At 31.7% G+C, this 23,137-nt stretch carries 22 protein-coding genes; 9 read left to right on the top strand and 13 right to left on the bottom strand.

Features of this window, described 5'->3' with window-relative positions; genetic code table 11:
* Nucleotides 1-3: 3 nt before the first annotated feature.
* The 5 genes from ABNT61_RS06220 to ABNT61_RS06200 all read right to left on the bottom strand — a co-directional run bounded on the left by ABNT61_RS06220 (nucleotide 4) and on the right by ABNT61_RS06200 (nucleotide 4,373).
* Nucleotides 4-729, bottom strand: a complete 726-nt coding sequence (locus ABNT61_RS06220; RefSeq protein WP_348745262.1) for a rhomboid family intramembrane serine protease — start codon at nucleotides 727-729, stop codon at nucleotides 4-6.
* Between the two features lie 3 nt (nucleotides 730-732).
* Entirely contained in the window at nucleotides 733-2,592 is a 1,860-nt protein-coding gene (mutL, locus tag ABNT61_RS06215; protein WP_348745261.1) for a DNA mismatch repair endonuclease MutL, read from the bottom strand.
* Entirely contained in the window at nucleotides 2,592-2,870 is a 279-nt protein-coding gene (locus ABNT61_RS06210; protein WP_348713169.1) for a riboflavin synthase subunit beta, read from the bottom strand. Before ABNT61_RS06210 ends, mutL begins: the two co-directional genes overlap by 1 nt.
* Before the next feature lie 170 nt (nucleotides 2,871-3,040).
* Nucleotides 3,041-3,547, bottom strand: coding sequence for a 6,7-dimethyl-8-ribityllumazine synthase (ribH, locus tag ABNT61_RS06205; protein ID WP_348745260.1), 507 nt, complete (start codon nucleotides 3,545-3,547; stop codon nucleotides 3,041-3,043).
* Between the two features lie 40 nt (nucleotides 3,548-3,587).
* Entirely contained in the window at nucleotides 3,588-4,373 is a 786-nt protein-coding gene (locus tag ABNT61_RS06200) for a tetratricopeptide repeat protein (RefSeq protein ID WP_348742742.1), read from the bottom strand.
* Between the two features lie 101 nt (nucleotides 4,374-4,474).
* On the opposite strand from ABNT61_RS06200, the gene recF reads away from it, so the two are divergent.
* Nucleotides 4,475-5,560, top strand: a complete 1,086-nt coding sequence (gene recF, locus ABNT61_RS06195) for a DNA replication/repair protein RecF (protein WP_348745259.1) — start codon at nucleotides 4,475-4,477, stop codon at nucleotides 5,558-5,560.
* 10 nt (nucleotides 5,561-5,570) lie between these two features.
* Entirely contained in the window at nucleotides 5,571-5,867 is a 297-nt protein-coding gene (locus ABNT61_RS06190; protein ID WP_348724360.1) for a DUF721 domain-containing protein, read from the top strand.
* 4 nt (nucleotides 5,868-5,871) lie between these two features.
* Here the strand turns inward: ABNT61_RS06190 and ABNT61_RS06185 are convergent, their stop codons facing one another.
* The 3 genes from ABNT61_RS06185 to ABNT61_RS06175 all read right to left on the bottom strand — a co-directional run bounded on the left by ABNT61_RS06185 (nucleotide 5,872) and on the right by ABNT61_RS06175 (nucleotide 7,390).
* Complete coding sequence (locus ABNT61_RS06185) at nucleotides 5,872-6,282, bottom strand: hypothetical protein (RefSeq protein WP_348745258.1); 411 nt, start codon at nucleotides 6,280-6,282, stop codon at nucleotides 5,872-5,874.
* Between the two features lie 93 nt (nucleotides 6,283-6,375).
* Nucleotides 6,376-6,786: a hypothetical protein gene (locus ABNT61_RS06180; protein WP_348745257.1), complete on the bottom strand. Its 411-nt coding sequence runs from the start codon at nucleotides 6,784-6,786 to the stop codon at nucleotides 6,376-6,378.
* A gap of 184 nt (nucleotides 6,787-6,970) precedes the next feature.
* Nucleotides 6,971-7,390, bottom strand: a complete 420-nt coding sequence (locus tag ABNT61_RS06175) for a nucleoside-diphosphate kinase (RefSeq protein ID WP_348713175.1) — start codon at nucleotides 7,388-7,390, stop codon at nucleotides 6,971-6,973.
* 238 nt (nucleotides 7,391-7,628) lie between these two features.
* On the opposite strand from ABNT61_RS06175, the gene ABNT61_RS06170 reads away from it, so the two are divergent.
* The 5 genes from ABNT61_RS06170 (at nucleotide 7,629) to ABNT61_RS06150 (ending at nucleotide 11,672) form a co-directional block, all read left to right on the top strand.
* Nucleotides 7,629-8,657, top strand: a complete 1,029-nt coding sequence (locus tag ABNT61_RS06170) for a bifunctional oligoribonuclease/PAP phosphatase NrnA (RefSeq protein WP_348724362.1) — start codon at nucleotides 7,629-7,631, stop codon at nucleotides 8,655-8,657.
* On the top strand, nucleotides 8,647-9,195 hold the full coding sequence (gene gldI / locus ABNT61_RS06165) for a gliding motility-associated peptidyl-prolyl isomerase GldI (protein ID WP_348745256.1): 549 nt from the start codon (nucleotides 8,647-8,649) through the stop codon (nucleotides 9,193-9,195). Before ABNT61_RS06170 ends, gldI begins: the two co-directional genes overlap by 11 nt.
* Nucleotides 9,182-9,976: an FKBP-type peptidyl-prolyl cis-trans isomerase gene (locus ABNT61_RS06160; RefSeq protein WP_348745255.1), complete on the top strand. Its 795-nt coding sequence runs from the start codon at nucleotides 9,182-9,184 to the stop codon at nucleotides 9,974-9,976. The genes gldI and ABNT61_RS06160 overlap by 14 nt, the downstream gene beginning before the upstream one ends.
* Before the next feature lie 69 nt (nucleotides 9,977-10,045).
* Nucleotides 10,046-11,095, top strand: coding sequence for a peptidylprolyl isomerase (locus tag ABNT61_RS06155; protein WP_348745254.1), 1,050 nt, complete (start codon nucleotides 10,046-10,048; stop codon nucleotides 11,093-11,095).
* 4 nt (nucleotides 11,096-11,099) lie between these two features.
* A complete protein-coding gene (locus ABNT61_RS06150; RefSeq protein ID WP_348745253.1) occupies nucleotides 11,100-11,672 on the top strand; it encodes a phosphatase PAP2 family protein in 573 nt (190 codons plus the stop codon).
* Nucleotides 11,673-11,678: 6 nt separating this feature from the next.
* Here ABNT61_RS06150 and ABNT61_RS06145 read toward each other — a convergent pair whose 3' ends face one another.
* From ABNT61_RS06145 to ABNT61_RS06135, 3 genes are all read right to left on the bottom strand, one after another.
* The gene (locus ABNT61_RS06145) at nucleotides 11,679-13,337 is read right to left on the bottom strand and encodes a glycosyltransferase family 39 protein (protein WP_348745252.1); all 1,659 of its coding nucleotides are present in this window, start codon (nucleotides 13,335-13,337) and stop codon (nucleotides 11,679-11,681) included.
* A 49-nt stretch (nucleotides 13,338-13,386) separates the two neighbouring features.
* Entirely contained in the window at nucleotides 13,387-14,340 is a 954-nt protein-coding gene (locus tag ABNT61_RS06140) for a septum formation inhibitor Maf (protein ID WP_348745251.1), read from the bottom strand.
* Between the two features lie 80 nt (nucleotides 14,341-14,420).
* Nucleotides 14,421-16,985 carry an ATP-dependent Clp protease ATP-binding subunit gene (locus tag ABNT61_RS06135; protein WP_348713183.1) on the bottom strand — a complete coding sequence of 855 codons (2,565 nt, stop codon included), beginning with the start codon at nucleotides 16,983-16,985 and terminating at the stop codon, nucleotides 14,421-14,423.
* Nucleotides 16,986-17,287: 302 nt separating this feature from the next.
* On the opposite strand from ABNT61_RS06135, the gene gyrA reads away from it, so the two are divergent.
* Nucleotides 17,288-19,774 carry a DNA gyrase subunit A gene (gene gyrA / locus ABNT61_RS06130; protein WP_348724364.1) on the top strand — a complete coding sequence of 829 codons (2,487 nt, stop codon included), beginning with the start codon at nucleotides 17,288-17,290 and terminating at the stop codon, nucleotides 19,772-19,774.
* A 33-nt stretch (nucleotides 19,775-19,807) separates the two neighbouring features.
* Entirely contained in the window at nucleotides 19,808-21,052 is a 1,245-nt protein-coding gene (locus tag ABNT61_RS06125; RefSeq protein ID WP_348713185.1) for a tetratricopeptide repeat protein, read from the top strand.
* A 52-nt stretch (nucleotides 21,053-21,104) separates the two neighbouring features.
* Here ABNT61_RS06125 and ABNT61_RS06120 read toward each other — a convergent pair whose 3' ends face one another.
* Together ABNT61_RS06120 and ABNT61_RS06115 are read right to left on the bottom strand one after the other, a co-directional pair.
* Nucleotides 21,105-21,872, bottom strand: a complete 768-nt coding sequence (locus tag ABNT61_RS06120) for a C40 family peptidase (RefSeq protein ID WP_348745250.1) — start codon at nucleotides 21,870-21,872, stop codon at nucleotides 21,105-21,107.
* Nucleotides 21,873-21,893: 21 nt separating this feature from the next.
* Nucleotides 21,894-23,069, bottom strand: coding sequence for an acetyl-CoA C-acyltransferase (locus ABNT61_RS06115; RefSeq protein ID WP_348745249.1), 1,176 nt, complete (start codon nucleotides 23,067-23,069; stop codon nucleotides 21,894-21,896).
* Nucleotides 23,070-23,137: the final 68 nt, after the last annotated feature.

Below are 23,137 nucleotides of genomic sequence, written 5' to 3'. Positions count from 1 at the left end.
AGATTATCTTATTTTGAATTGATTTTTCTTCCAATACCAAGCAATAATAAAGCCAATTAATGCTCCACCAACGTGAGCGAAGTGTGCTACATTTCCAATTGAGTATTTTGTAACTCCAAAGAATAAATCACCAAAAATCATTAATGGTATAAAATATTTTGCGGCAATTGGTACCGGTAAAAATATCAAGGCTAATTTCGCATTCGGGAATGCTAATCCAAATGCAACTAAAATACCATATACTGCACCCGAAGCTCCGACAGCTGGGGTATGATAGAGTGAGTAAAATTCACTCATTTCTTTATTTGTCAATTGTATAATATCGGCGTTATATTTCCCTGTATCCAATATGCTTTGGATATCGGTCACAGTTAATCCAGAATTTATTAATTGCTCATAGAAACCGTTAAATTGATAGTAGTTAACTAAGCTATAAATTAACCCAGCTCCAATTCCCGCAGAAAAATAGAAGAATAAAAACTTATTCTTACCCCACATTTGCTCTAAAGGTGTTCCAAAAGCCCATAAACCATACATATTAAATAAAATATGGAATTCGCTTCCATGCATGAACATGTGCGATACATATTGCCAAAATCCGAAATATTCGTTTTTTGGGAAGTATAATGCAAGTATTCTTGTTAAATCCATTCCCATTAATTTGGGAACGAAAAACAAAATCACATTGATTATAATAAGGTGTTTTATAGCTGTAGTTAGTCTATTCATTTTTTACTTACTAAAAATAGTATCAATTTCTTGTAAAGTTAAGGTTTTAAATGTTGGTTTTCCAAGGGGAGAAACACTAGGTTCTTTACATGAAAATAAATTATTCACTAAGGTTTCTTGTTCTTTTCCAGATAATACCGTTCCTGTTTTTATGGCTAACGATTTTGCAAATGATTTTGCCATTACATCAAAATGACTAAAACTTGCATCAGGCACTTCTAACTTTATATCGTCTAATAATTGTTCTAAAATCAAGGTAATTTGACTTTCAGAAATAGAAGTTGGAATACCTCCAATAACAACTGTATCCTTTGTAATTTCATTAAACACAAAACCGGCACTTTCTAAATCCGCTTTCATTCCTGTAATCATTTCAATATCTGTTGTTGAAAATGAAATATTAATAGGAAACAATAATTGCTGGCTGTTAGCTTCTTTAACGGTAATATGTTCTAAATATTCTTCATACAATACACGTTGATGTGCTAAAGTCTGATGAATTAACACAACTCCTGATTTGATTGTGCTTAAAATATATTTTTTCTGAACCTGAAAAGTTTTTCCTGTTTCCGTCTCTTTTTCACTCTCAAATAACTCCTCTTGCGTATTTGTAGAGCTGAATGATTCTGTATTTAAATTCGCATATAAAGACTCCCAGCTTCCAGTGTCCTTTTTAAAATTACTTTGATAAGTTTTAGTAGAACTAGTTCTTAGTCTTTCGGTTTGAACTGGATTCTTATCTAAGGTTTCGTTTTTAAACGGATTAAATGTCGGGTCAACAATAATTTTAGGTGTCGATACACTAGATTTATTTTTAAAATCATAAGGTGTATCCAAAGTTGCATCTCTATTGAAATCTAAAACAGGTGCCACGTTATACTGACCTAAACTATGTTTTACTGTTGCTCTAATAATTGCATACAACGCTTTCTCATTATCAAATTTCACCTCAGTTTTTGTTGGGTGGATATTGATATCGATAGTATTTGGTGGAACTTCGAAATAAATGAAATATGTTGGATGAGATCCTTGTTCCAACAATCCTTCAAAAGCACTATTTACCGCATGATTTAAATATGAACTTTTAATGAATCTATCATTAACAAAAAAGAATTGTTCTCCTCTTTTCTTTTTAGCGAACTCAGGTTTTGCAACAAATCCTTTAATTGAAATGATATCGGTATGTTCATCAACAGGAACTAATTTTTCATTAGTCTTATTACCAAAAATAGAAACTATTCGCTTTTTTAGGTTACTGCTTTTTAAGTTGTAAACCTCATTATTATTATGATGTAATACAAAGGCAATATTCGGATGTGCCAAAGCAACGCGTTGAAATTCATCAATGATATGCCTAGTTTCAACCGTATCCGATTTTAAAAAGTTTCTGCGGGCTGGTATATTGTAAAACAGATTTTTAACAGCTAAACTCGTTCCTTTGGGAGTAGAGGTGACATCTTGAGAAACCACATTACTTCCTTCAATTTTAATACAAGTACCTAACTCTTCATTTTCTTGTTTAGTTTTCAATTCAACATGAGCAATTGCAGCAATTGATGCCAATGCTTCGCCTCTAAATCCTTTCGTATTTAAATTAAATAAATCCTCAGCATTTTTAATTTTAGAAGTTGCATGTCGTTCAAAACATAAACGAGCATCTGTAGTGCTCATTCCTTTTCCATTGTCAATTACTTGGACTAATGTTTTTCCAGCATCTTTTAATAATAATGTAATGGAAGTAGCTCCAGCATCTATAGCATTTTCTAATAATTCCTTAACAACTGATGCAGGGCGTTGAACAACTTCACCAGCTGCTATTTGATTAGCAACATGGTCTGGAAGTAATTGAATAATATCTGACATTAATTTTGCAAAAATATAGAAAGATCAAAATCGATTAAATACAGGAAAATAAGCGTTAAAATAATGATAATAAATACTATAGTTTTGTTAAACCCTCCGTGTTCAGAAGATTTGAACTCGTCAAGTGCTGTAGTGAATTTATCTTTTAAAGATTTTCTCTTACCTACAGTAGTTCTGTATTCATCAAACTTATGCTTAAATTCATAAGGATTCCCGTCTCCTTTGTAGTAACGAGGTTTGTATTCAAACTTTTTATGTTCTTTTTTAAAGATTCCCATGATAAAATAATTGTAGTTTTTATTAATAGGTCAAAAACCACACCAAAAAAACGTAAATCAAAATTACGGAATAAATGATAAGCTATCAAGTAAGTTCTATAAATTAAAAAAGTCAAGACGGTTAAATCTTGACTTCTTTAAATGTATATTTACTATTCTAAGAATAAAAACTAGAAACCAACGCTGTTGGTATTTCTTCCGATATTTTTAATGGCTGCCATTTTAACTGCAGCAACCGCGCATTCAACTCCTTTGTTTCCTAACGCTCCACCTGATCTGTCAATCGATTGTTGTCTGGTGTTATCTGTTAATACACAAAAGATTACAGGAACATCGTATTTAATGTTTAAATCCTTAATTCCTTGAGTTACTCCATCACAAACAAAATCAAAATGTTTTGTTTCTCCTTGGATTACATTTCCAATAGCAATTATTGCGTCAAGATTTTCAGTTTCTAACATTTTTTTACACCCGTAAATTAATTCGAAACTTCCAGGAACATCCCAAGAAATAATATTTTCTTTTTTTGCTCCACAATCTATCAAAGTTTCAATTGCTCCTTGATGAAGATTTTTTGTTATTTCTGGATTCCATTCAGAAACAACAATCCCAAATCGAAAGTCCTTCGCATTTGGGATGGTGTTTTTATCGTAATATGATAAATTCGTTGTAGCCATATCTAAAATTATTCTTCTTTTTAGAGGAATGAATTATAGTTTATTGAGCGTATTTCGCGCTATTAATGTATTTATCAATATTTCTTCCTACTTGCGTAGTAGCGTATTTTTCTTTGATTGTATTGAATAAGCTTTCTGCTTTACCATACTTCTTTAACTCCATAGCAGTTTGTCCAGCTTTAAATAAAAACATAGGAGCAGTAAACTCATTGTCTTTTTTATTTCCAGCTTTCTCATAATATTCAAGAGCATTGTCAGGTTGATTAATATCAGCAAAAGCATCTCCGATAGCACCTAAAGCAGTTGGTCCTAATAATTCGTCATCAGAACTAAAGTTATCTAAATACTCGATAGCTTCCTGATATTTTTTCATCTTTAAGTAAGAAATACCAGCATAATAGTTAGCTAAGTTTCCAGCTTTTGTTCCACCGTAAGTTTGAGCGATGTCTAAAAATCCATATTTTCCATCACCACCTTCTAAACCTAAAGTATATAAGCTATCAGCTTGTACACCTGCAGAAGTTTCAGCTTGATCGAAAAAAGATCTAGGATAAGCTAATTCGTTAGAAGCTTCTAATTCTGTTGGCTCTGAAATAAACTTTGTATACCCTAAGTATAAAAGTATTAAAGCAGCTACACCAACTAAACCATAAAATAAAGGCTTACTATTTTTTTCGATCCATTCTTCTGATTTGTTAGCGGCTTGGTCTAATCCTTCAAACGCTTTAGCCACATCACTTTGCGACTCGTCAAATGTCTCTTCAATAGTATTATCTACAACCTTTTCTTTCTTAGGTTTATATCCTCTCTTTTTATATGTTGCCATAATTCTTATAAAATTAGTGGCGCAAAAATAGTTTTTTTAATTGGATTTTAAAAGCCGATTTTTCGTTATTTTGCACTTCGTGTCTAGAAACAACATAGCGAGTGTATTTACAGAAAATATCCTTAGTCAATTTTAAAAATATTGAATCCCAAACATTTACTTTCGAGAAAAAAATAAATTGTTTCGTGGGAAATAACGGTGTAGGTAAGACTAACGTGCTTGATGCAATCTATTATCTATCCTTTTCAAAGAGTTATTTTAATCCTATAGCTGGACAAAATATTAGACATAATCAAGATTTTTTTGTTGTTGAAGGAGATTATTTAGTAAACGAAAGACTAGAAAAAATTATTTGCTCTTTAAAGCGTGGTCAGAAGAAAGTGTTAAAGAGAAATGGTAAAGTTTATGATCGTTTCTCAGATCATATCGGACAGTTTCCATTGGTTATTATTTCTCCTGCAGATAGAGATTTAATTATAGAAGGAAGCGATACTAGAAGAAAGTTTATTGATGGTGTAATTTCTCAACAAGATAAACAGTATTTAAAAACTTTAATATCCTATAATAAGGTTGTAAGTCAAAGAAATGCATTGTTAAAGTTTTTCGCTGCCAACAGGACTTTTGATGAGTTGAATTTAAATGTATACAACGAACAATTAATGTTGTACGGAACTGAGATTTTTGAGAAAAGGAAAACGTTTTTAAAGGAGTTTGTTCCTATTTTTAATGAAAAGTATCAAATGATTTCCAATGAAAAGGAAAAAGTTGCGTTACATTATAAAAGCCAATTGAATGATATTACTTTTGAAGAGTTATTAAAAAATAATTTAGAGAAGGATAAAATCTTACAATATACATCTGTAGGAATTCATAAAGATGATTTAAATTTTGAAATAGGAGAGTATCCGATTAAGAAATTCGGATCTCAAGGTCAACAGAAATCGTATTTAATTGCTTTAAAATTGGCACAGTTTGAATTTATTAAAAAACAGTCTAATATTACGCCGATTTTATTATTAGATGATATATTTGATAAGTTAGATGAGAACAGAGTATCTCAAATTGTCGACCTAGTAAATAAGGATGAATTCGGGCAAATATTTATTACAGATACACACTTTGAAAGAACCGAATCGGTGGTAAAACAAAGTAATAAACCTTACGAGATTTTTAATTTAAGCGAATAGTAGAAAGAACATGTCGAAAAGAGAAAACAGCGAGTATTCAATAAAAGATTTAATGGGAGCTTTTATTAAGGAAAATAAACTTGAAAAAGGGTTTCAAAAAATTCATATTGAAGAAGCTTGGAATAAGTTAATGGGACCAGGAATTGCTTCATACACTAATGAAGTAAAACTTCAAAATGGAACATTAATTATTCGTTTAAACTCTTCTGTGTTAAGAGAGGAACTTAGTTACGGGAAAGAAAAAATTCTTACTATGATTAACGAAGAAATGGGGGAGGAAGCTGTGAAAAAAATTATGTTAGTATAATTTTTTATTGCTTGTAAAAATCGCTGTCACTAAATGTTTTACCAGTATTACTTTTAAGTGTAGCGCTCAATCTTTTTGAAATAAGAAACATTTTAAAAAGTGTTTCTTTTGATGGGTTTTGAGTGGAGATAGTTCCTTTGTTGAATTTAAAAGGAACTTCTTTACCGTTCTCATCCAAGAAGAACGTAAGTTCGTTGTCTGCTACATCTGAACTTTTGTTAGCTTCACTCGAAGCTTTTAATTTGTAATCAAGCTTAGTGTAGTTTAACCATTCCTTTAAAGATATTGGTTCTTGACCTTCAATTCTACTAATTATTACAGCAAAATCTTGAGCTTTATTTTGATTGTTTTCTTGAGCAAAGCTAATATTAATGTTTACTGCAGATAAAATGAAAAGTAGAAATAAATGTCTCATAAAAGTTCAAGAGATAAAAGATTATATGGCGAATTTAAATAAAAAAACTCGTTACCAAAAAGTAACGAGTTTTAAAACTAATAAGGAGTTGTTTTATTTTTTATTCTCAGCTACATCCTTTTTCGGATCGAAAACGTCTTGTCCTGCTAACCATTTGTTAAATTCTTCTTCTCCCATAGCTGTTTTCATAGCTCTAGTGCTGATCGCTGTTCCTTCTACAGAAACAGATGCTATGAAAGGATAACTTCCATACCTAACAACACCATCGATTAATAAATCATAATCATTTCCTGCTTTTTCAAGAGCTAAATCTAAAGCGTCTTTAATGTTCCATCCGATCCCTAAGAAGTAAGATTTACTTGCCTTTACTTTTTTACCTTGTGTTCTGTCAATGTTTAAGCTAACATTTTTTGAACTAATTGTAGTAAAATCAACAAGTCTTACAGAACAGCTAGATAAAGTTAAAACAGTAAGCGCTAATAGAATGTAATTTTTAAATTTCATAGTAATAAAATTGTAATGTTTTTCTTACTCGTAAGGCTTTTCAGTTCCGCCCCGTTTGAATGGTTTCTGGACTCCATTTTAGGTTCGCGAATATAGAATAAAGAATTTGGAAATGTTAAAATTTTAAATAAAAAAAACTCGATATTTCTATGTCGAGTTTTTTATATGGTAAGTAAAATCGAAATTAAAACATTTCTCTACCAGAGAAGTGGAAGTTTCCTTCGATAGCTGCATTTTCATCAGAGTCAGAACCGTGAACAGCGTTCTCACCAATAGAAGTAGCATATAGTTTTCTAATTGTTCCTTCAGCAGCTTCAGCTGGGTTCGTAGCACCAATTAAAGTTCTAAAGTCTTCAACTGCATTTTCTTTTTCTAAGATTGCAGCAACAATAGGACCACGTGTCATAAACTCAACTAATTCTCCAAAAAACGGACGCTCTTTGTGAATAGCATAAAAAGTTTCAGCATCACGCTTAGTCATGTGCGTTTTTTTCATTGCTACAATTCTAAAACCAGCAGCATTAATTTTTTCTAAAATAGCACCAGTATGTCCATTTTCAACAGCATCTGGTTTAATCATTGTAAAAGTTCTATTTGTTGCCATTTGTATTTTAATCAGATTATAATTTCGCGCAAAAATACAGTTTTTAATGTTATCCGCAAGTTAAGCTTAATGTAGAATCAATTTTTATCTGATTACTCTGATAGAGAAGAATTTTGTTATATCTCAATTGTATTAAAACTATAGCGCGAAAAATAAAGTCAAACACCTTTCGTTACTGAAAAGCAACAAATCTTATATAATTTATTCAAAAGAATATTAAATTGTATATTCGCCCTTTATGATTTTAAAGAATTTTGAAGCACTTAAGGCGTATTTAGAAACGCCGAGAAATATTGTAATAATTGGCCATAAAAATCCAGATGGAGATGCTGTTGGATCAACATTAGGATTAAAGCATTATCTTGATTTTAAAGGTCATACTGCACAGGTGTTAATGCCGAATGAATTTCCTGATTTTTTACATTGGATTCCTGGAGTAGAAACTGTTTATCGTTTCGATCGCCAGAACAATCAATGTGTTAAAGCTCTAAAAAGATCAGATATTATCTTCTTACTTGATTTTAATGCGTTACATAGAGTAGGAGATGATATGAAAAATACGTTGGAGAAGTATGAGAATGACTTTGCGTTAATAGATCATCATCAACAGCCAGATGATTTCGAATATATGTATTCTGATACATCTATGTGTTCTACATGTCAAATGGTGTATAACTTTATTGATATGATGGGTGATGTTGAAATGATTGAAAAAAATATCGCAACTTGTTTGTATACTGGTATAATGACAGATACAGGATCATTTAGGTTTAGATCAACAACAAGTACTACACATAGAATTATCGCAGATTTAATAGATAAAGGAGCTCAGAACGACCGAATTCATAGTAATGTGTATGATGCAAATACCTTTAGTAGACTTCAGTTATTAGGTCAGTCTTTAAGTAATTTACAAGTATTACCAGAATACAAAACCGCTTTTATTACACTTTCTCAAGAAGAGAAGAATAGGTTTAATTATGAGAAAGGTGATACAGAAGGAGTGGTTAATTATGCATTGTCTCTTAAAGGAATTGTTTTTGCTGCAATTTTTATTGAAGATAAAGAACAAGGTATAATCAAAATATCATTAAGATCTAAAGGTAGTTTCTCAGTAAATAAATTTGCGAGGTCATATTTTAATGGTGGAGGACATGATAATGCTGCTGGAGGAAGATCTACTGAATCTTTAGAGGATACGGTAACGAAGTTTAAATCTCTACTGCCAAATTATCAAGAAGAACTTAAGGTTTCGTATGAAGAATAGTCAATTATACATAATAACTTTAGTTGTTTTGACTTTTTTAGGTTGTAAAGAATTAGAACCAAGAAGGCCGAAAGAGCATTCTACTACTAATTTTTATAAGGAAGTTATCGAGCAGAATAAAAAACTGAATGCTTTAGAAACAAAAAGAATAAAACAAACTTTAGATAGAGATACGTTAACGACATATAAATCTTCAGCTAATGGATTTTGGTATACGTACATAAATAAAGATACTGTCTCTAATCAAACACCAATTAAAGGAGATATAGTTACAGTGAAGTATAATGTTACAGGTTTGCAAGGGAATCAGTTCTATGATTATCAAACTAGAGATTATACTGTTGATAAAGAAGATTTTGTTCCTGGATTAACAGAAGGAATAAAGTTGATGAAGAAAGGAGAAACCATTACATTTGTCATTCCTTCTTACAGAGCTTATGGAGTTACTGGGGATGGAAGTAGGATTGGAATCAATCAAACATTAAGAAGTACACTAACATTAATAGAAATTAAAAAACCAAATAATGAAACTAAGTAAGATTGTAGCAATTACTGTTTTAGGATTAACAGTAGTATCATGTGGAAAGCAATTAGGAGGAACTCAAAAAAGTCTTGAAACTGAGTTGGATTCTGTGAGTTATGCTTTAGGATTGAATACAGGAGCAAGAATGAGAGCTGATAAAAACGCGAACGAGTTAAGTAAAGATTTATACGTTCAAGGTTTTTACAACGGAGCTGATTCTACGGATATAAAAATTAATATTGAAGAGGCTACAAATATCATCAGAAACTATTTCTCCAAGAAGCAAATGGCGCAAATGGAGGAAAGAAGAAAAGAAGCTGAGCAAAAAGCAGAATTAGAATATAAAGATCATAAAAAAGCTAATGAAGATTTCTTAGCTGAGAATAAATCTAAAGAAGGTGTTGTAACAACTGAAAGTGGTTTACAATATATCATAATGAAAGAAGGAAATGGAGCGTCTCCTAAAATTGCAGATAATGTAAAGGTGCATTACCATGGAATGTTAACAGACGGAACTGTTTTTGATAGTTCTGTGGATAGAGGAACACCTGCAGAATTTGGTGTAACTCAAGTAATCAAAGGATGGACTGAAGGATTACAATTAATGAAAGAAGGATCTAAGTTTAAGTTCTTTATTCCGCAAGATTTAGCATACGGTTTCCAAGGAAGATTACCACAGATTAAACCATTCTCAACTTTAGTATTTGAAGTAGAGTTATTAGAAGTAAAGTCTACTGTTAAGCCAGCTGCTGATGGTCATACAGATCATAGTGGGCCAAATCATAAAGATCATTAAGAGAAAATAATGTAATTTTAAAGCATCAACTTCGGTTGATGCTTTTTGTTTCTTAAAAAAAATAAATTCATGAAGATTTTAAAATTTTTACTTCTTTTTACAGTTGTAATTGTATCATGTAAAACTGTAAAATATCCAGATTTAGCTGACGGTTTATACGCCGATATTCAAACGAATAAAGGAGATATTCTGATAAAATTACATGCAGATGTTGTTCCAATGACGGTTGCAAATTTTGTTTCTTTAGCTGAAGGTAGTAATCCTAAAATGAATGATTCTATGAAAGGAAAGCCTTATTATGAAGGTGTTAAGTTTCATAGAGTAATTAAAAACTTCATGATTCAAGCGGGACAACCTTCAGGAAATAATAGAGCGAATGTGGGTTATACTTTTGATGATGAGTTCCCATTAAATGAAAAGGGACAATTAATTCATAAACATGATTCTGAAGGAGTTTTATCTATGGCTAATGCTGGTCCTGCTACAAATTCTTCTCAGTTTTTCATTACTCATAAAGCTACACCTTGGTTAGATGGTAAACATTCAGTTTTTGGAAAAGTAACTTACGGGCAGAATATTGTTGATACGATTCTTCAAAATGATGTTATAGAAAAGGTAGACATTATTAGAGTTGGGAAATCGGCTAAGCAATTTAATGCTGCTGATATTTTCATGCAAGAAATTCAAAACGCAGAAGAAAGAAAAAAGGAGCGTGAGACAAAAATAAAATTAGCCAAAGAACAAATAAAAAGAGATATGGACTATTATAGTTCATCTGTTACGAGTTCTGGTTTAAGATTCCTTCAGCTTCAAAAGGGTAATGGTAAAAAGGTTAATCCAGATTTACCAACTACAGTTCACTATTCTTTATATGATGATTTAGGAAATAAAATCGCGTCAAGTTTGGATCAAAACAAAGCCTTTACATTTACTATAAATGATCCAAACTATCCATTAATCGCTGGATGGAAAGAAGGAGCAAAAATGATGAGAGAAGGTGAGAAGGCTCGTTTATTTATTCCTAGTTATTTAGGATATGGTGAAGTAGGACGTTTACCAGTTATTAAGCCTAATACAGATTTAATCTTTGAAATAGAAGTTTTAAAAGTTGGGAAATAGTTTTATGGATAGTATAATATCTAAAGATGCTGAATTATTAATTTTTTTAAATAATTTAGGTAACGAAAAGTGGGATTCATTTTGGTTAACCATTACGAATCAATTCAATTGGGTTCCTCTTTTCGTTATTATTTTACTATTAATCTTTTGGAGATTTGGCCTTAAAAAGACATTGTTTACATTACTTTTTATTACAGTGTTAGTAGCTTTTTCAGATCAGTTTACCAATTTGATTAAAAACACTACAGGAAGACTTCGTCCATGTAATACCTTAGAATTACAAGAGTATTTAAGACAGTTTTCTTACAAGCCAAGAGGATATAGTTTTTGGTCAGGGCATGCTTCTCTATCCACAACTTTTACAGTTTTTATTATTCTCTTATTAAGAAGTAGGTTTAAATTTATTTATTTACTAGTTCTATTTCCAATGGTGTTTGGATATAGTAGAGTGTATTTAGGAGTTCATTATCCAGGAGATATTACCGTTGGTTATATTTCAGGAATAGTATTTGGAACTTTGTTTTACAAGTTATACTCTTTTCTATATTCGAAGATTTTTAAAGAACAGTTGGTTTAAAAATATTTAATTTTCAAGTTTTGCCTTACCAATAGTACTCATTCTAATTGGTTTTACAGCTTTAAGTGTAGTTGCAATAATTTGTATTTTACTTGGAATAAAATTGTCAAGAGTAGAAATAGAAAAAGTTACCTTTTGTTCTTCTAAATTTGCTTTAAATATTTTTCTTTGTTTATCTGTTGAAGTAATAACAACTTCAAGATCTAAATGAGAAAGTAGCTTAGCATCAGTTACTTCATGTGAAATATTTATAGAATTAATTGAGTTCTCTTTTAAATTAATAATTTCATCGGTAAATTCAAACCATAAACTACTCGATTTAGAATAATTACCAGTTACAGAATCTAGAAATAAAAATCCATTATTCTTTTTCGATACTGAATCTGTAACTCTTGTTAAATTTTTTCTTCTAAAATCAATTAAAACCGGGTTTTCAATATTGAAATTCATATTGTAAGAGTAAATATCATACTGGTTTTTTCTGCTATCCCATGAATTGATTTGATAAGGTCTTTTACCAGAATAGAACCAGTATGTTGATGTGTTTTGGTAAGAATTAATAAACAAAGGTGTTTTATCTCCAAGCTCTTTGTCTAAGCGATCAACCCATTCTTTATTACCATGCATTTCAAACTGTTTTGGAATGATTCCATCATTAGCTATGATAAATCTTAATGCAATGGTGACAACAATAGTAATCGATGCTAATATTTTGAAAGCTTTCAAAAACTTTGGATGTTCAATCAAAAAGTAAAATGGAATTAAAATCAAAGGAATTGAAATTGGTACAACCCATTGCGCTTGAACATGATTTTTAAAAGAAGAGAAAAAGAAGAAAATAGCAAACCCTAAAACTATAAAGCGTAAGGCTTTTTCAAATTGATCTTTAGCTTTAAATCTTTTATAAAACCCCATGTAAACAATGGGAAAAGTTAATCCAATAATTGCAATTAGATTTAAAAAATGATTCGTGGTAAAATCTATTCGGTATTTTTTAGAACTTCGTTCGACTAAATGATATTTAATAGATGGGAAGTCGTTTACAAATTGCCAGTATAAATGTGGAGAGAACAATAATACAGTAACTACTGCTGTAACCCAAATTTTCCAATCCTTCAGTACTTTTAAATTCGATAATAAAACAAAGAATATGATTAGAATTCCTTGATATTTACTATATAACATTCCGGCCATTCCTAGTGCTAAAATAGCGTAACTAATTGTTGATTTTTCTTCTAAATACTTGTTATAGCCTAATAAAAATAGAGCAGCAAAAAACATTAAAGGAGTATCTGGAACAGTTATAAACCCATAAACATTAAAAAGAAATGTAGTTACTAGAAGTAATACAAATAGCCATGTGAATTCTCTTTTTTTAGGATGATTGACTAGTCTCCAAATAATATAAAAAGTAGCTGTTAATGTTATTGATGAAAAAAATCTAACACTAAGTTCTCCGCTTGAAAAAAATAATTTTGATATACTAATCCAAATAGCAACCATAGGAGGGTGGTCAAAATAACCCCAACTTAAATTATTGCTGTATGCCCAGTAGTAAGCTTCATCTGCTAGTAGTTCTGTTGAATAAGCTTGAATAACATTTATTAATGTTAATAAGATTAAAAATAACGGAAAAAAGTACTTAGAATTTACGATTGATTTCATTCTCGCAAAGCTATAAAATTACCTTTTGTTTTCTTTAAAAGAAAGTAGATTATATTCCTAAAGAATCTCTTAAATGAATGTCTGAAGTTTTATTTTTATTCCAGTAATCAATCTTTAAGGATTTGATTAGTTTTGCTTCAGTTGTTAGTTTTTTTCTTTGATTTCCGTAACCGCTTGAATAAGATTCTTTCCAGCTTGATATTTGATAGGGTGGTTTTGAAGTGAATTCAATTTGTAAAGTTCTATCTAGTTCGGGATAATGAATTGTGTAGATATTAATAGTTTTTGTTGAATTTGTTTCTAAAGAAGTGATTACATTAAAGCTCTTTATCTCTTTGTGTGTTAGTGTAAGGTAAAACATGCTCGGTATTATTGAAAAATTACCTTTTGGTAATAATTCTGGGTTTAATCTTAATAAAGACCATAAGTCATCTTCTAATATTGAGTTGTTGAGTTTCTTATTTTTGAAAGAAGCACCTTCAAAGTAAGAATTAAAATTAAAGATTAAGTCATTTTCATTTTTCATCTCTAAATAAGTCATGCCACACCATTCCTGTATTGATGACGAAATTTTTAAGGATGTACTAGTGTTTTCAAAAGGGAAAAAAGTGCTGTTCATTAAAGAGTATGGATAAATCCCTGTATTGAACTTTTTAGTTGAGTTTAATTTTAAGACTGGAATATTATTATCGTTAGTATAGTCAGCTTTTGTATTAGAAGCTTTTGAGAAAGGTTCTGTAACAAAAATTAAAGTGGCTTTTCCTTTATGAACTTCACCATATCTAACCTGATTAAGTTCATAAGTGGATATTTCCGCAGTACCATCAAACCAATAATTTTTTAAATCTTGATTTACTTTTCTACTGGGAAAAGTGTCGCTACTTTTTGTTTTCTTATGTTCTACTTCTAAAGCGTTTCCTTTTTTACAAGAAACTAGTGATGAGAAACTAATGATAATTGTCGTTAGTATTAGAGTGAAGTGAAATGGATTATTTAGTTTCATGGTTAGAATAGTTTGTGTTATTCGTAAATTGAAGAATTTGAAAATAAAAAACCCTGAGAGTATCTCAGGGTTTTTCTTGTTTATTCTTCGTCGATTTCTGTTCTAGTTTCTTCAGGTTTTTCTCCTTTTTCAATTTTAATGGTTAGTTGATTTGTTTTATCATCTAAATCCATAAATATTGAATCACCTTCATTTAGTTTAGAACTTACGATTTCCTCTGCAAGCGCATCCTCAATATATTTTTGAATTGCTCTCTTAAGAGGTCGAGCTCCGTATTGCTTATCGAAACCTTTATCGGCAATGTAATCTTTTGCTTTTTCAGTTAAGTTTAAGTTATAACCTAAATCAGCAATTCGATCTAATAACTTCTTAAGCTCAATATCAATAATTTTGTGAATATCCTCACGCTCTAATGAGTTGAAGATAATTACATCATCAATACGGTTTAAGAATTCTGGAGCGAATGATTTTTTCAATGCACTTTCAATGATTCCTCTAGCATGTGCGTCTTGTTGTTCTTTTTTCGCTTGTGTTCCAAAACCAACACCGCCACCAAAATCTTTAAGTTTACGAACTCCAATATTAGAAGTCATTATGATTACAGTATTTCTGAAATCGATTTTTCTTCCTAAACTATCCGTAACATGTCCATCATCCAAAATCTGTAATAACATGTTAAAAACGTCTGGATGTGCTTTTTCAATCTCATCTAATAGCACTACAGAATAAGGTTTACGACGAACTTTCTCAGTTAATTGTCCTCCTTCTTCATATCCAACATATCCCGGAGGTGCTCCAATTAATCTCGAAATTGCGAATTTTTCCATATACTCACTCATATCAATTCGAATTAAAGATTCATCTGAATCAAATAATTCTCGAGCTAATACTTTTGCAAGTTGTGTTTTACCAACACCAGTAGATCCTAGGAATATGAAAGATCCAATCGGCTTGTTAGGATCTTTTAATCCAACTCTGTTACGTTGAATTGCTTTTACAACTTTAGTCACCGCTTCACTTTGACCAATAACTTTTCCTTCGATTAAACTAGGTAATTCTGCTAGTCTGTTGCTCTCTGCTTCTGCAACTCTGTTTACAGGAATACCTGTCATCATAGAAACAACTTCAGCAACGTTATCTTCAGTTACGGTTTCTCTGTGCAGCTTAGAATCTTCTTCCCATTGATTTTGAGCAGAATCTAAGGCTGCTTCTAAATTCTTTTCATCATCACGTAATTTAGCTGCTTCTTCATACTTCTGTCCGCTCACAGCTTTAGTTTTACGTTCTCTAATTTCTTCAAGTTTAGATTCTAATTCTAAAATTTGTTGAGGAACTACAATGTTTGTAATATGAATTCTGGATCCTGCTTCATCCAATGCATCAATAGCTTTGTCTGGAAGGAAGCGATCCGTCATATATCTGTTTGTTAATTTTACACAAGCTTCAATTGCTTCATCAGTAAATTCAACATTGTGGTGAGCTTCATATTTACCTTTAATGTTGTGTAAGATTTGTACAGTTTCTTCAACGGTAGTTGGTTCAACCATTACTTTTTGAAAACGACGTTCTAAAGCTCCGTCTTTTTCAATGTTAGTTCTGTATTCATCTAGAGTTGTAGCTCCAATACATTGAATCTCACCACGGGCTAGTGCTGGTTTCAACATGTTAGAAGCATCTAAAGATCCAGTTGCTCCACCTGCTCCAACAATTGTATGGATTTCATCAATAAATAAGATAATATCATCATTCTTTTCAAGCTCGTTCATAAGCGCTTTCATACGCTCTTCGAATTGTCCTCTATATTTTGTTCCAGCTACTAAACTAGCTAAGTCAAGAGATATAATTCGCTTGTCAAAAAGAATTCTTGAAACTTTTCTGTTTACAATTCGAAGTGCTAATCCTTCTGCAATGGCAGATTTACCAACTCCAGGTTCACCAATTAGCATTGGATTGTTTTTCTTTCTACGACTTAAGATTTGAGAAACACGCTCAATTTCTTTTAAACGTCCAACTACAGGGTCTAACTTTCCGTTTTCGGCTAATGCTGTCAAGTCTCTTCCGAAGTTGTCTAAAACAGGTGTTTTAGACTTTTTGTTAGCTTTGCTTCTTTGCGAAGATTGTTGTTGTCCGTATGGTCCTGACTTCTCTTCTGCGAATTCATCATCAGGAGTTTCTGCTACCGGATTAATAGGTAGGCTACCGTCTTCAATATTCAATTCTTTATATAAGGCTTTAGCTTGATCATAATCAACATCATACTTTTGTAAAAGTTTTGTTGTAGGATCATTTTCGTTTCTTAAAATGCATAATAACAAATGAGCGGTATCAATAGCATCGCTCTGATATAACTTAGCTTCTAGGAAAGTTGTTTTTATTGCTTTCTCGGCTTGACGAGTTAAGTGTAAATTTTTCTTCTGATTAGCTTCTAATAAAGAAGAAGTTGGGTTTAACTTTTCTAATTTATTTCGAACTAAATCTAAGTCTATATCAAAAGTGGTTAATATTTCTATTGCTTTGCCGTCTCCTTTTCTTATTAATCCGAGTAAAAGGTGCTCCGTTCCAATAAAGTCGTGCCCTAATCTTAAGGCTTCTTCTTTACTAAACGTAATCACATCTCTAACTCCAGGTGAAAAATTTTCGTCCATAAATAATTTCTTTGTTGTAAAGTTAATAAGAATTTTATTGAAAAATACAAAAACGATGCCAGTAAAACAACAAGACAAAAAGGCAGTTTTAATAATCAGTTGTAAGATGTTGAAAAACCTTACATTATTGTTAATAAATAAAGTGAAATTGGGTAGGTAAATATTGGGAAAATCAGTGGTAATATCATATCTTGCACTGTTTGTAAAAACAAATACATTCTTGTATTAAGAAGAAGTGAATTTTAGGAGGTTAAAATTCACTTTTTTAACGAAATGAGTATTAATGATTTAAATAGAGATATATGGCAGACGGGGAAAAGTTAATTCCAATTAATATTGAGGAACAAATGAAATCTGCTTACATTGATTATTCAATGTCAGTAATTGTTTCTAGAGCATTACCAGATGTAAGAGATGGTTTAAAACCAGTTCATAGAAGAGTTTTATATGGTATGCACGAATTAGGAATAAAAGCAACAGGATCATATAAAAAATCTGCGAGAGTAGTTGGAGAAGTTTTAGGAAAGTATCATCCACATGGAGATACTTCAGTTTACGATTCTATGGTGCGTATGGCACAAAACTGGAGTATGCGTTATATGATGATTGACGGACAAGGAAACTTCGGTTCTGTTGATGGAGATAGCCCGGCAGCTATGCGTTATACTGAGGTAAGAATGCAAAAAATATCTGAAGAAATGCTTTCAGATATTGAAAAAGATACAGTTGATCACAAGTTAAATTTTGATGATACATTACAAGAGCCAACAGTACTTCCTACAAGAATTCCAAACTTATTAGTTAATGGAGCTTCAGGTATTGCTGTAGGTATGGCTACTAATATGGCGCCACACAACTTAACTGAGGTTGTTAATGGAACAATTGCATACATAGATAATAGGGATATCGAAATCGATGAGTTAATGCAACATATCAAAGCGCCAGATTTTCCAACAGGTGGTATCATTTATGGATATGATGGTGTAAGAGATGCTTTCCATACAGGTAGAGGGCGTATTGTAATGCGTGCAAAAGCTACAATTGAGGAAGTAAAAGGACGTGAATGTATTATTGTAACTGAAATTCCTTATCAGGTTAACAAGGCAGAAATGATTAAGAAAACTGCTGATTTAGTTAACGATAAGAAGTTAGAAGGAATCGCAAGTATACGTGACGAATCTGATAGAAAAGGAATGCGAATTGTTTATGTATTAAAGCGTGATGCAATTCCTAATATTGTTTTAAATAAACTATTTAAATACACACAATTACAAACTTCTTTTAGTGTAAACAATATTGCCTTAGTAAAAGGTCGTCCACAACAATTAAACTTAAAAGAATTAATTCATTATTTCGTTGAGCATAGACATGAAGTTATTGTTCGAAGAACTGAATATGAGTTAAGAAAAGCTGAGGCGAGAGCTCACATTCTTGAAGGATTAATTATTGCATCAGACAATATTGATGAAGTAATTTCAATCATTAGAGGATCTGCTAATGCAGATGAAGCTAGAGAAAGTTTGATGAAACGATTCGAGCTTACTGAAATTCAAGCTAAAGCCATTGTTGAAATGCGTCTTCGTCAGTTAACAGGTCTGGAGCAAGATAAGTTAAGAGCTGAGTATGATGAAATCGTTAAGACAATTGCAGATCTTAAAGATATTTTATCTAACGAATCAAGAAGATATCAAATTATCAAGGACGAATTAACTTTAGTTCGTGATAAGTATGGAGATGAGCGTCGTTCGGTAATAGAGTATGCTGGAGGTGATATGAAAATTGAAGACATGATACCTAATACTAAGGTTGTTGTTACAATTTCTCACGCAGGATATGTGAAAAGAACAAACTTAGACGAGTATAAGGTTCAAAATAGAGGAGGCAGAGGTCAAAAAGGAGTTACTACACGTAACGAAGATTTCTTAGAACATTTATTTGTTGGAACAAATCACCAGCACATGTTGTTCTTTACTCAGAAAGGAAAAGTATTTTGGATGAGAGTATTTGAAATTCCAGAAGGAGGGAAGAATACAAAAGGTAGAGCAATCCAGAATCTAATCAACATAGAACAGGACGATAAGGTAAAAGCATTCTTAGTTACAGATGATTTAAAAGATGAAGAATACATCAATAATCATTATGTAATTATGGCTACTAAGAAAGGAAAGGTTAAGAAAACTCCTTTAGAGCAGTACTCAAGACCAAGAGCAAATGGTATTAATGCAATTACTATTAAAGATGGAGATGAGCTTTTAGAAGCTAAATTAACTACTGGAGATAGTCAAGTAATGTTAGCATTAAGATCTGGTAAAGCCATTCGTTTCGAAGAGGAGAAAACTAGACCAATGGGAAGAACAGCTTCTGGAGTTAGAGGTATAACCTTACAACACGAAGATGACGAGGTGATTGGTATGGTTTCAGTTAATGATATGGAAAGTAATATTCTTGTAGTTTCTGAGAAAGGATATGGTAAACGATCGAAGTTAGAAGATTACAGAATTACCAATCGTGGAGGAAAAGGTGTGAAAACATTGAATATTTCAGAAAAAACAGGTAATTTGGTGGCCATTAAAAATGTAGATGATTCTAATGATTTAATGATTATTAATAAGTCTGGAATTACAATTAGAATGGCTGTTGAAGACTTACGTGTAATGGGTAGAGCAACTCAAGGTGTAAAGCTTATCAATATTAAAAATAATGATAGTATTGCAGCGGTTGCAAAGGTAATGCATGAAGAGGAAGAAGAAAATGGCACGGAAATTGAAAATGAAACTAGTGTAAATTAAGAATACATTATAAAATAACTAATAATAACTAAAATGAGAAAACAAGTTTTAGCAATTTCTTTAGGTTTACTAACATTGGGAGCTTTTGCCCAAAAGAAAGAGCTTAGATCTATTGAAAAAGCACTAAAGAATAATGATTTTACTGGAGCTTTAACAATTGTAAATTCACTTGATGGTTCAATTGAAAGCGCTGATGATAAGTATAAAGCTAAATATTACTTTTTAAAAGGACAGGCTTTTGCAGGTAAGAAAGAATATCAAAAAGCAGCTGATTCTTTCAATCAATTATTTGATTTCGAAAAGAAAATTGGTAAGGAGCGTTACTCAGCTGAGGCTAGACCGAAATTAGATAAGTTAATTCAGTCTGTTTCAGAAAGAGCAATTAACTTATATAATAAAGAAAAGAATTTTGGGGAAGCTTCTAAGTATTTCTATTTAACGTATAAGTTAAGTCCAAGAGATACGGCTTTTGCTTATAATGCTGCAGTAAGTGCAACTCAAGCGAAAGATTATGATGGAGCAATTAACTATTATAAAGAGTTACTTTCTATCGGTTATACTGGTAAAGAAGTTCAATATTTTGCTGTAAATAAATCTACTGGTAAAGAGGAGAACTTAGGAAGTAAAACTCAAAGAGATTTAATGGTTAAATCTGGGAAATATTCTAACCCTAGTCAAAAAACTACTGAGGGAAAAACAGCTTCAATTATGAAGAACTTCGCTTTACTTTTAAAAGAACAAGGGAAGACTGATGAAGCTATTGCTGCAATTTCTGAAGCTAGAAAAGCGAATAAGAATGACTTAAACTTAATCTTAAACGAAGCTCAATTATATATCGAGTTAGGTAAAATGGATAAGTTTGGAGAGTTAATGAATGAGGCAGTTGCTTTAGATCCTAACAACCCAACTTTATACTACAATTTAGGAGTTGTAAACTTTAATCAAGGTAGAGCCGAAGATGCAGCTAAGTACTACAAAAAGGCAATTGAGTTAAAGCCTGATTATGCAGATGCTTACATGAACTTATCAGTTGTTATCTTGGATAAAGAAAAAGCAATTGTAGAGGAAATGAATAAGAACTTATCTAACTTTAAGAAGTATGATGAGTTAGCTCTTAAACAAAAAGGAGTATATCAAGAAGCTTTACCATATTTGGAGAAAGCGGATAGTTTAAATAGAAGTATTGATACAGTTAAGTCTTTAATGAGTATCTACGAAGTTTTAGAAATGGAAGCAAAGGCTAAAGAATTCAGAGATTTATATAAGTCAATGAGATAATCTTTATCTTAATAGAATAAAAAAAAAGAGAAGCTAAAAAGCTTCTCTTTTTTTATATCATCTTTTTAATAACTCTTAAGCGATGACTATGTTGTTGTGTATCGATATTGTAAATACCGCTGTGATCTAGTTTATCAATACGTACCTTACCATGTGCATGAATAATATTATAATCATTCATAATGATACCAACGTGCGTAATAACACCTTCTTCATTATCAAAAAAGGCTAAATCACCCGGTTCACACTCTTCAATAAAACTTAAGACTTCTCCTTGAGTTGCTTGCTCTTTAGCGTCTCTTAAAAGATTATATCCGCATAGTTTATAAACGGTTTGCGTAAAACCAGAACAATCAATGCCAAAGGGAGTTTTGCCTCCCCACAAATATGGAGAATTCAAAAATAAATAAGCAGTCTCTACAATAGCATTTTTATTTAACTTTTTACCAGAAGTTTTTCCCTCATATTTAAATTCTGTTTCATGAATCTTAAACGAATTTTTATCGTAAAAAGGTAATCTGGCACCAATAGGAATGGTAGTTAAATTATTGTCGGAATCTGTAATGAAGTCAATTAATTCACCAGAGTAAATTTTTTCCTCATTTTCTAATTGCTTATATAAGCTATCAGAAATTTCTTGATATTGTTTATTGTCAATATAACCTTCATAACCATCAAAAGCGAGTTTTATTTTACTCCATTTTTTGGTTTTTTCTAGGATTTCAAAATGTTCTCCGAAGATTACCTGACTTACCATTTCTGAAGCATCGCTTGCATCAAAACGTAAAGGAACAATACTTAAATTACAAATTCCGAACAAATACTATTGATTTAATTTTTATTAAACTCTTTCGATAACCATTGCGCTAGCACCACCACCACCGTTACAAATTCCAGCAGCTCCAATTTTAGCGTCGTTTTGCTTTAAAATAGAAGTTAAAGCAATAACTATACGAGCACCAGAAACCCCTAATGGATGTCCTAATGAAACAGCTCCTCCGTTAACGTTTACTTTATCTCCAGAGATACCTAAAATTTTAGTATTGGCTAATCCAACTACAGAGAAAGCTTCGTTTAATTCGAAATAATCTACATCTTCAATTGCCACATTTGCTTTTGCTAATGCCTTTGGTAATGCTTTTGCAGGAGCAGTAGTAAACCATTTTGGTTCGTGGGCTGCATCGGCATATGCTTTAATTTTTGCTAAAGGTTGGATACCTAATTCTTCCGCTTTCTCAGCAGACATTAAAACTAATGCTGCACCTCCATCATTAATAGTAGAGGCATTAGCTGCTGTAACTGTACCTTCTTTTGTAAATGCAGGACGTAAAGCTGGAATTTTTTCCATTTTTACATTCTTATATTCTTCATCTTCAGAGAAAATAATTGGTTCTCCTCTTCTTTGTGGAATTTCTACAGGTACAACTTCATCAGCAAATTTACCTTCACTCCAAGCTTTTGCAGATCTATTATAAGATTCAATTGCAAATGCATCTTGGTCTTCTCTTGAGAAATTATACTCTACAGCACATTCATCAGCACAAACTCCCATTGCTACTTGTTCGTAAGCATCAACTAATCCGTCTCTTTGCATTCCATCTTCCATCTTAACTGGACCAAATTTAGTAGAAGATCTTGCATGTTGGTAGTGAGGTATCATACTCATGTTTTCCATTCCTCCAGTAACCACAATGTCAGCATCTCCTAAAGCAATTGCCTGAGCACCTAACATAATTGATTTCATACCAGAAGAACATACTTTATTTACAGTAGTACAAGGAACTGTATCAGGAATTCCTGCCATAATTGCTGCTTGACGAGCTGGAGCTTGTCCTAAACCAGCAGATACAACGTTACCCATGTATACTTCATTAACCATTTCTGGTTTTAAGTTGATTTTATCTAGAGCACCTTTAATAGCCACTGCACCTAATTTTGGAGCAGGAGTACTTGATAATGTTCCTAAGAAACTCCCAATAGGAGTTCTAGCTACAGATGCAATTACTACTTCTTTCATGTTATGTTTATTTGTTAAATAATGTAATGCGAAAATAACTATTTTATAGTAAGAACTCAAATAATACT

Origin of the sequence: Tenacibaculum sp. 190524A05c, assembly GCF_964036595.1 — a bacterium.
GTDB lineage: Bacteria > Bacteroidota > Bacteroidia > Flavobacteriales > Flavobacteriaceae > Polaribacter > Polaribacter platacis.
This window is presented reverse-complemented; position numbering and strand designations above follow the sequence as displayed.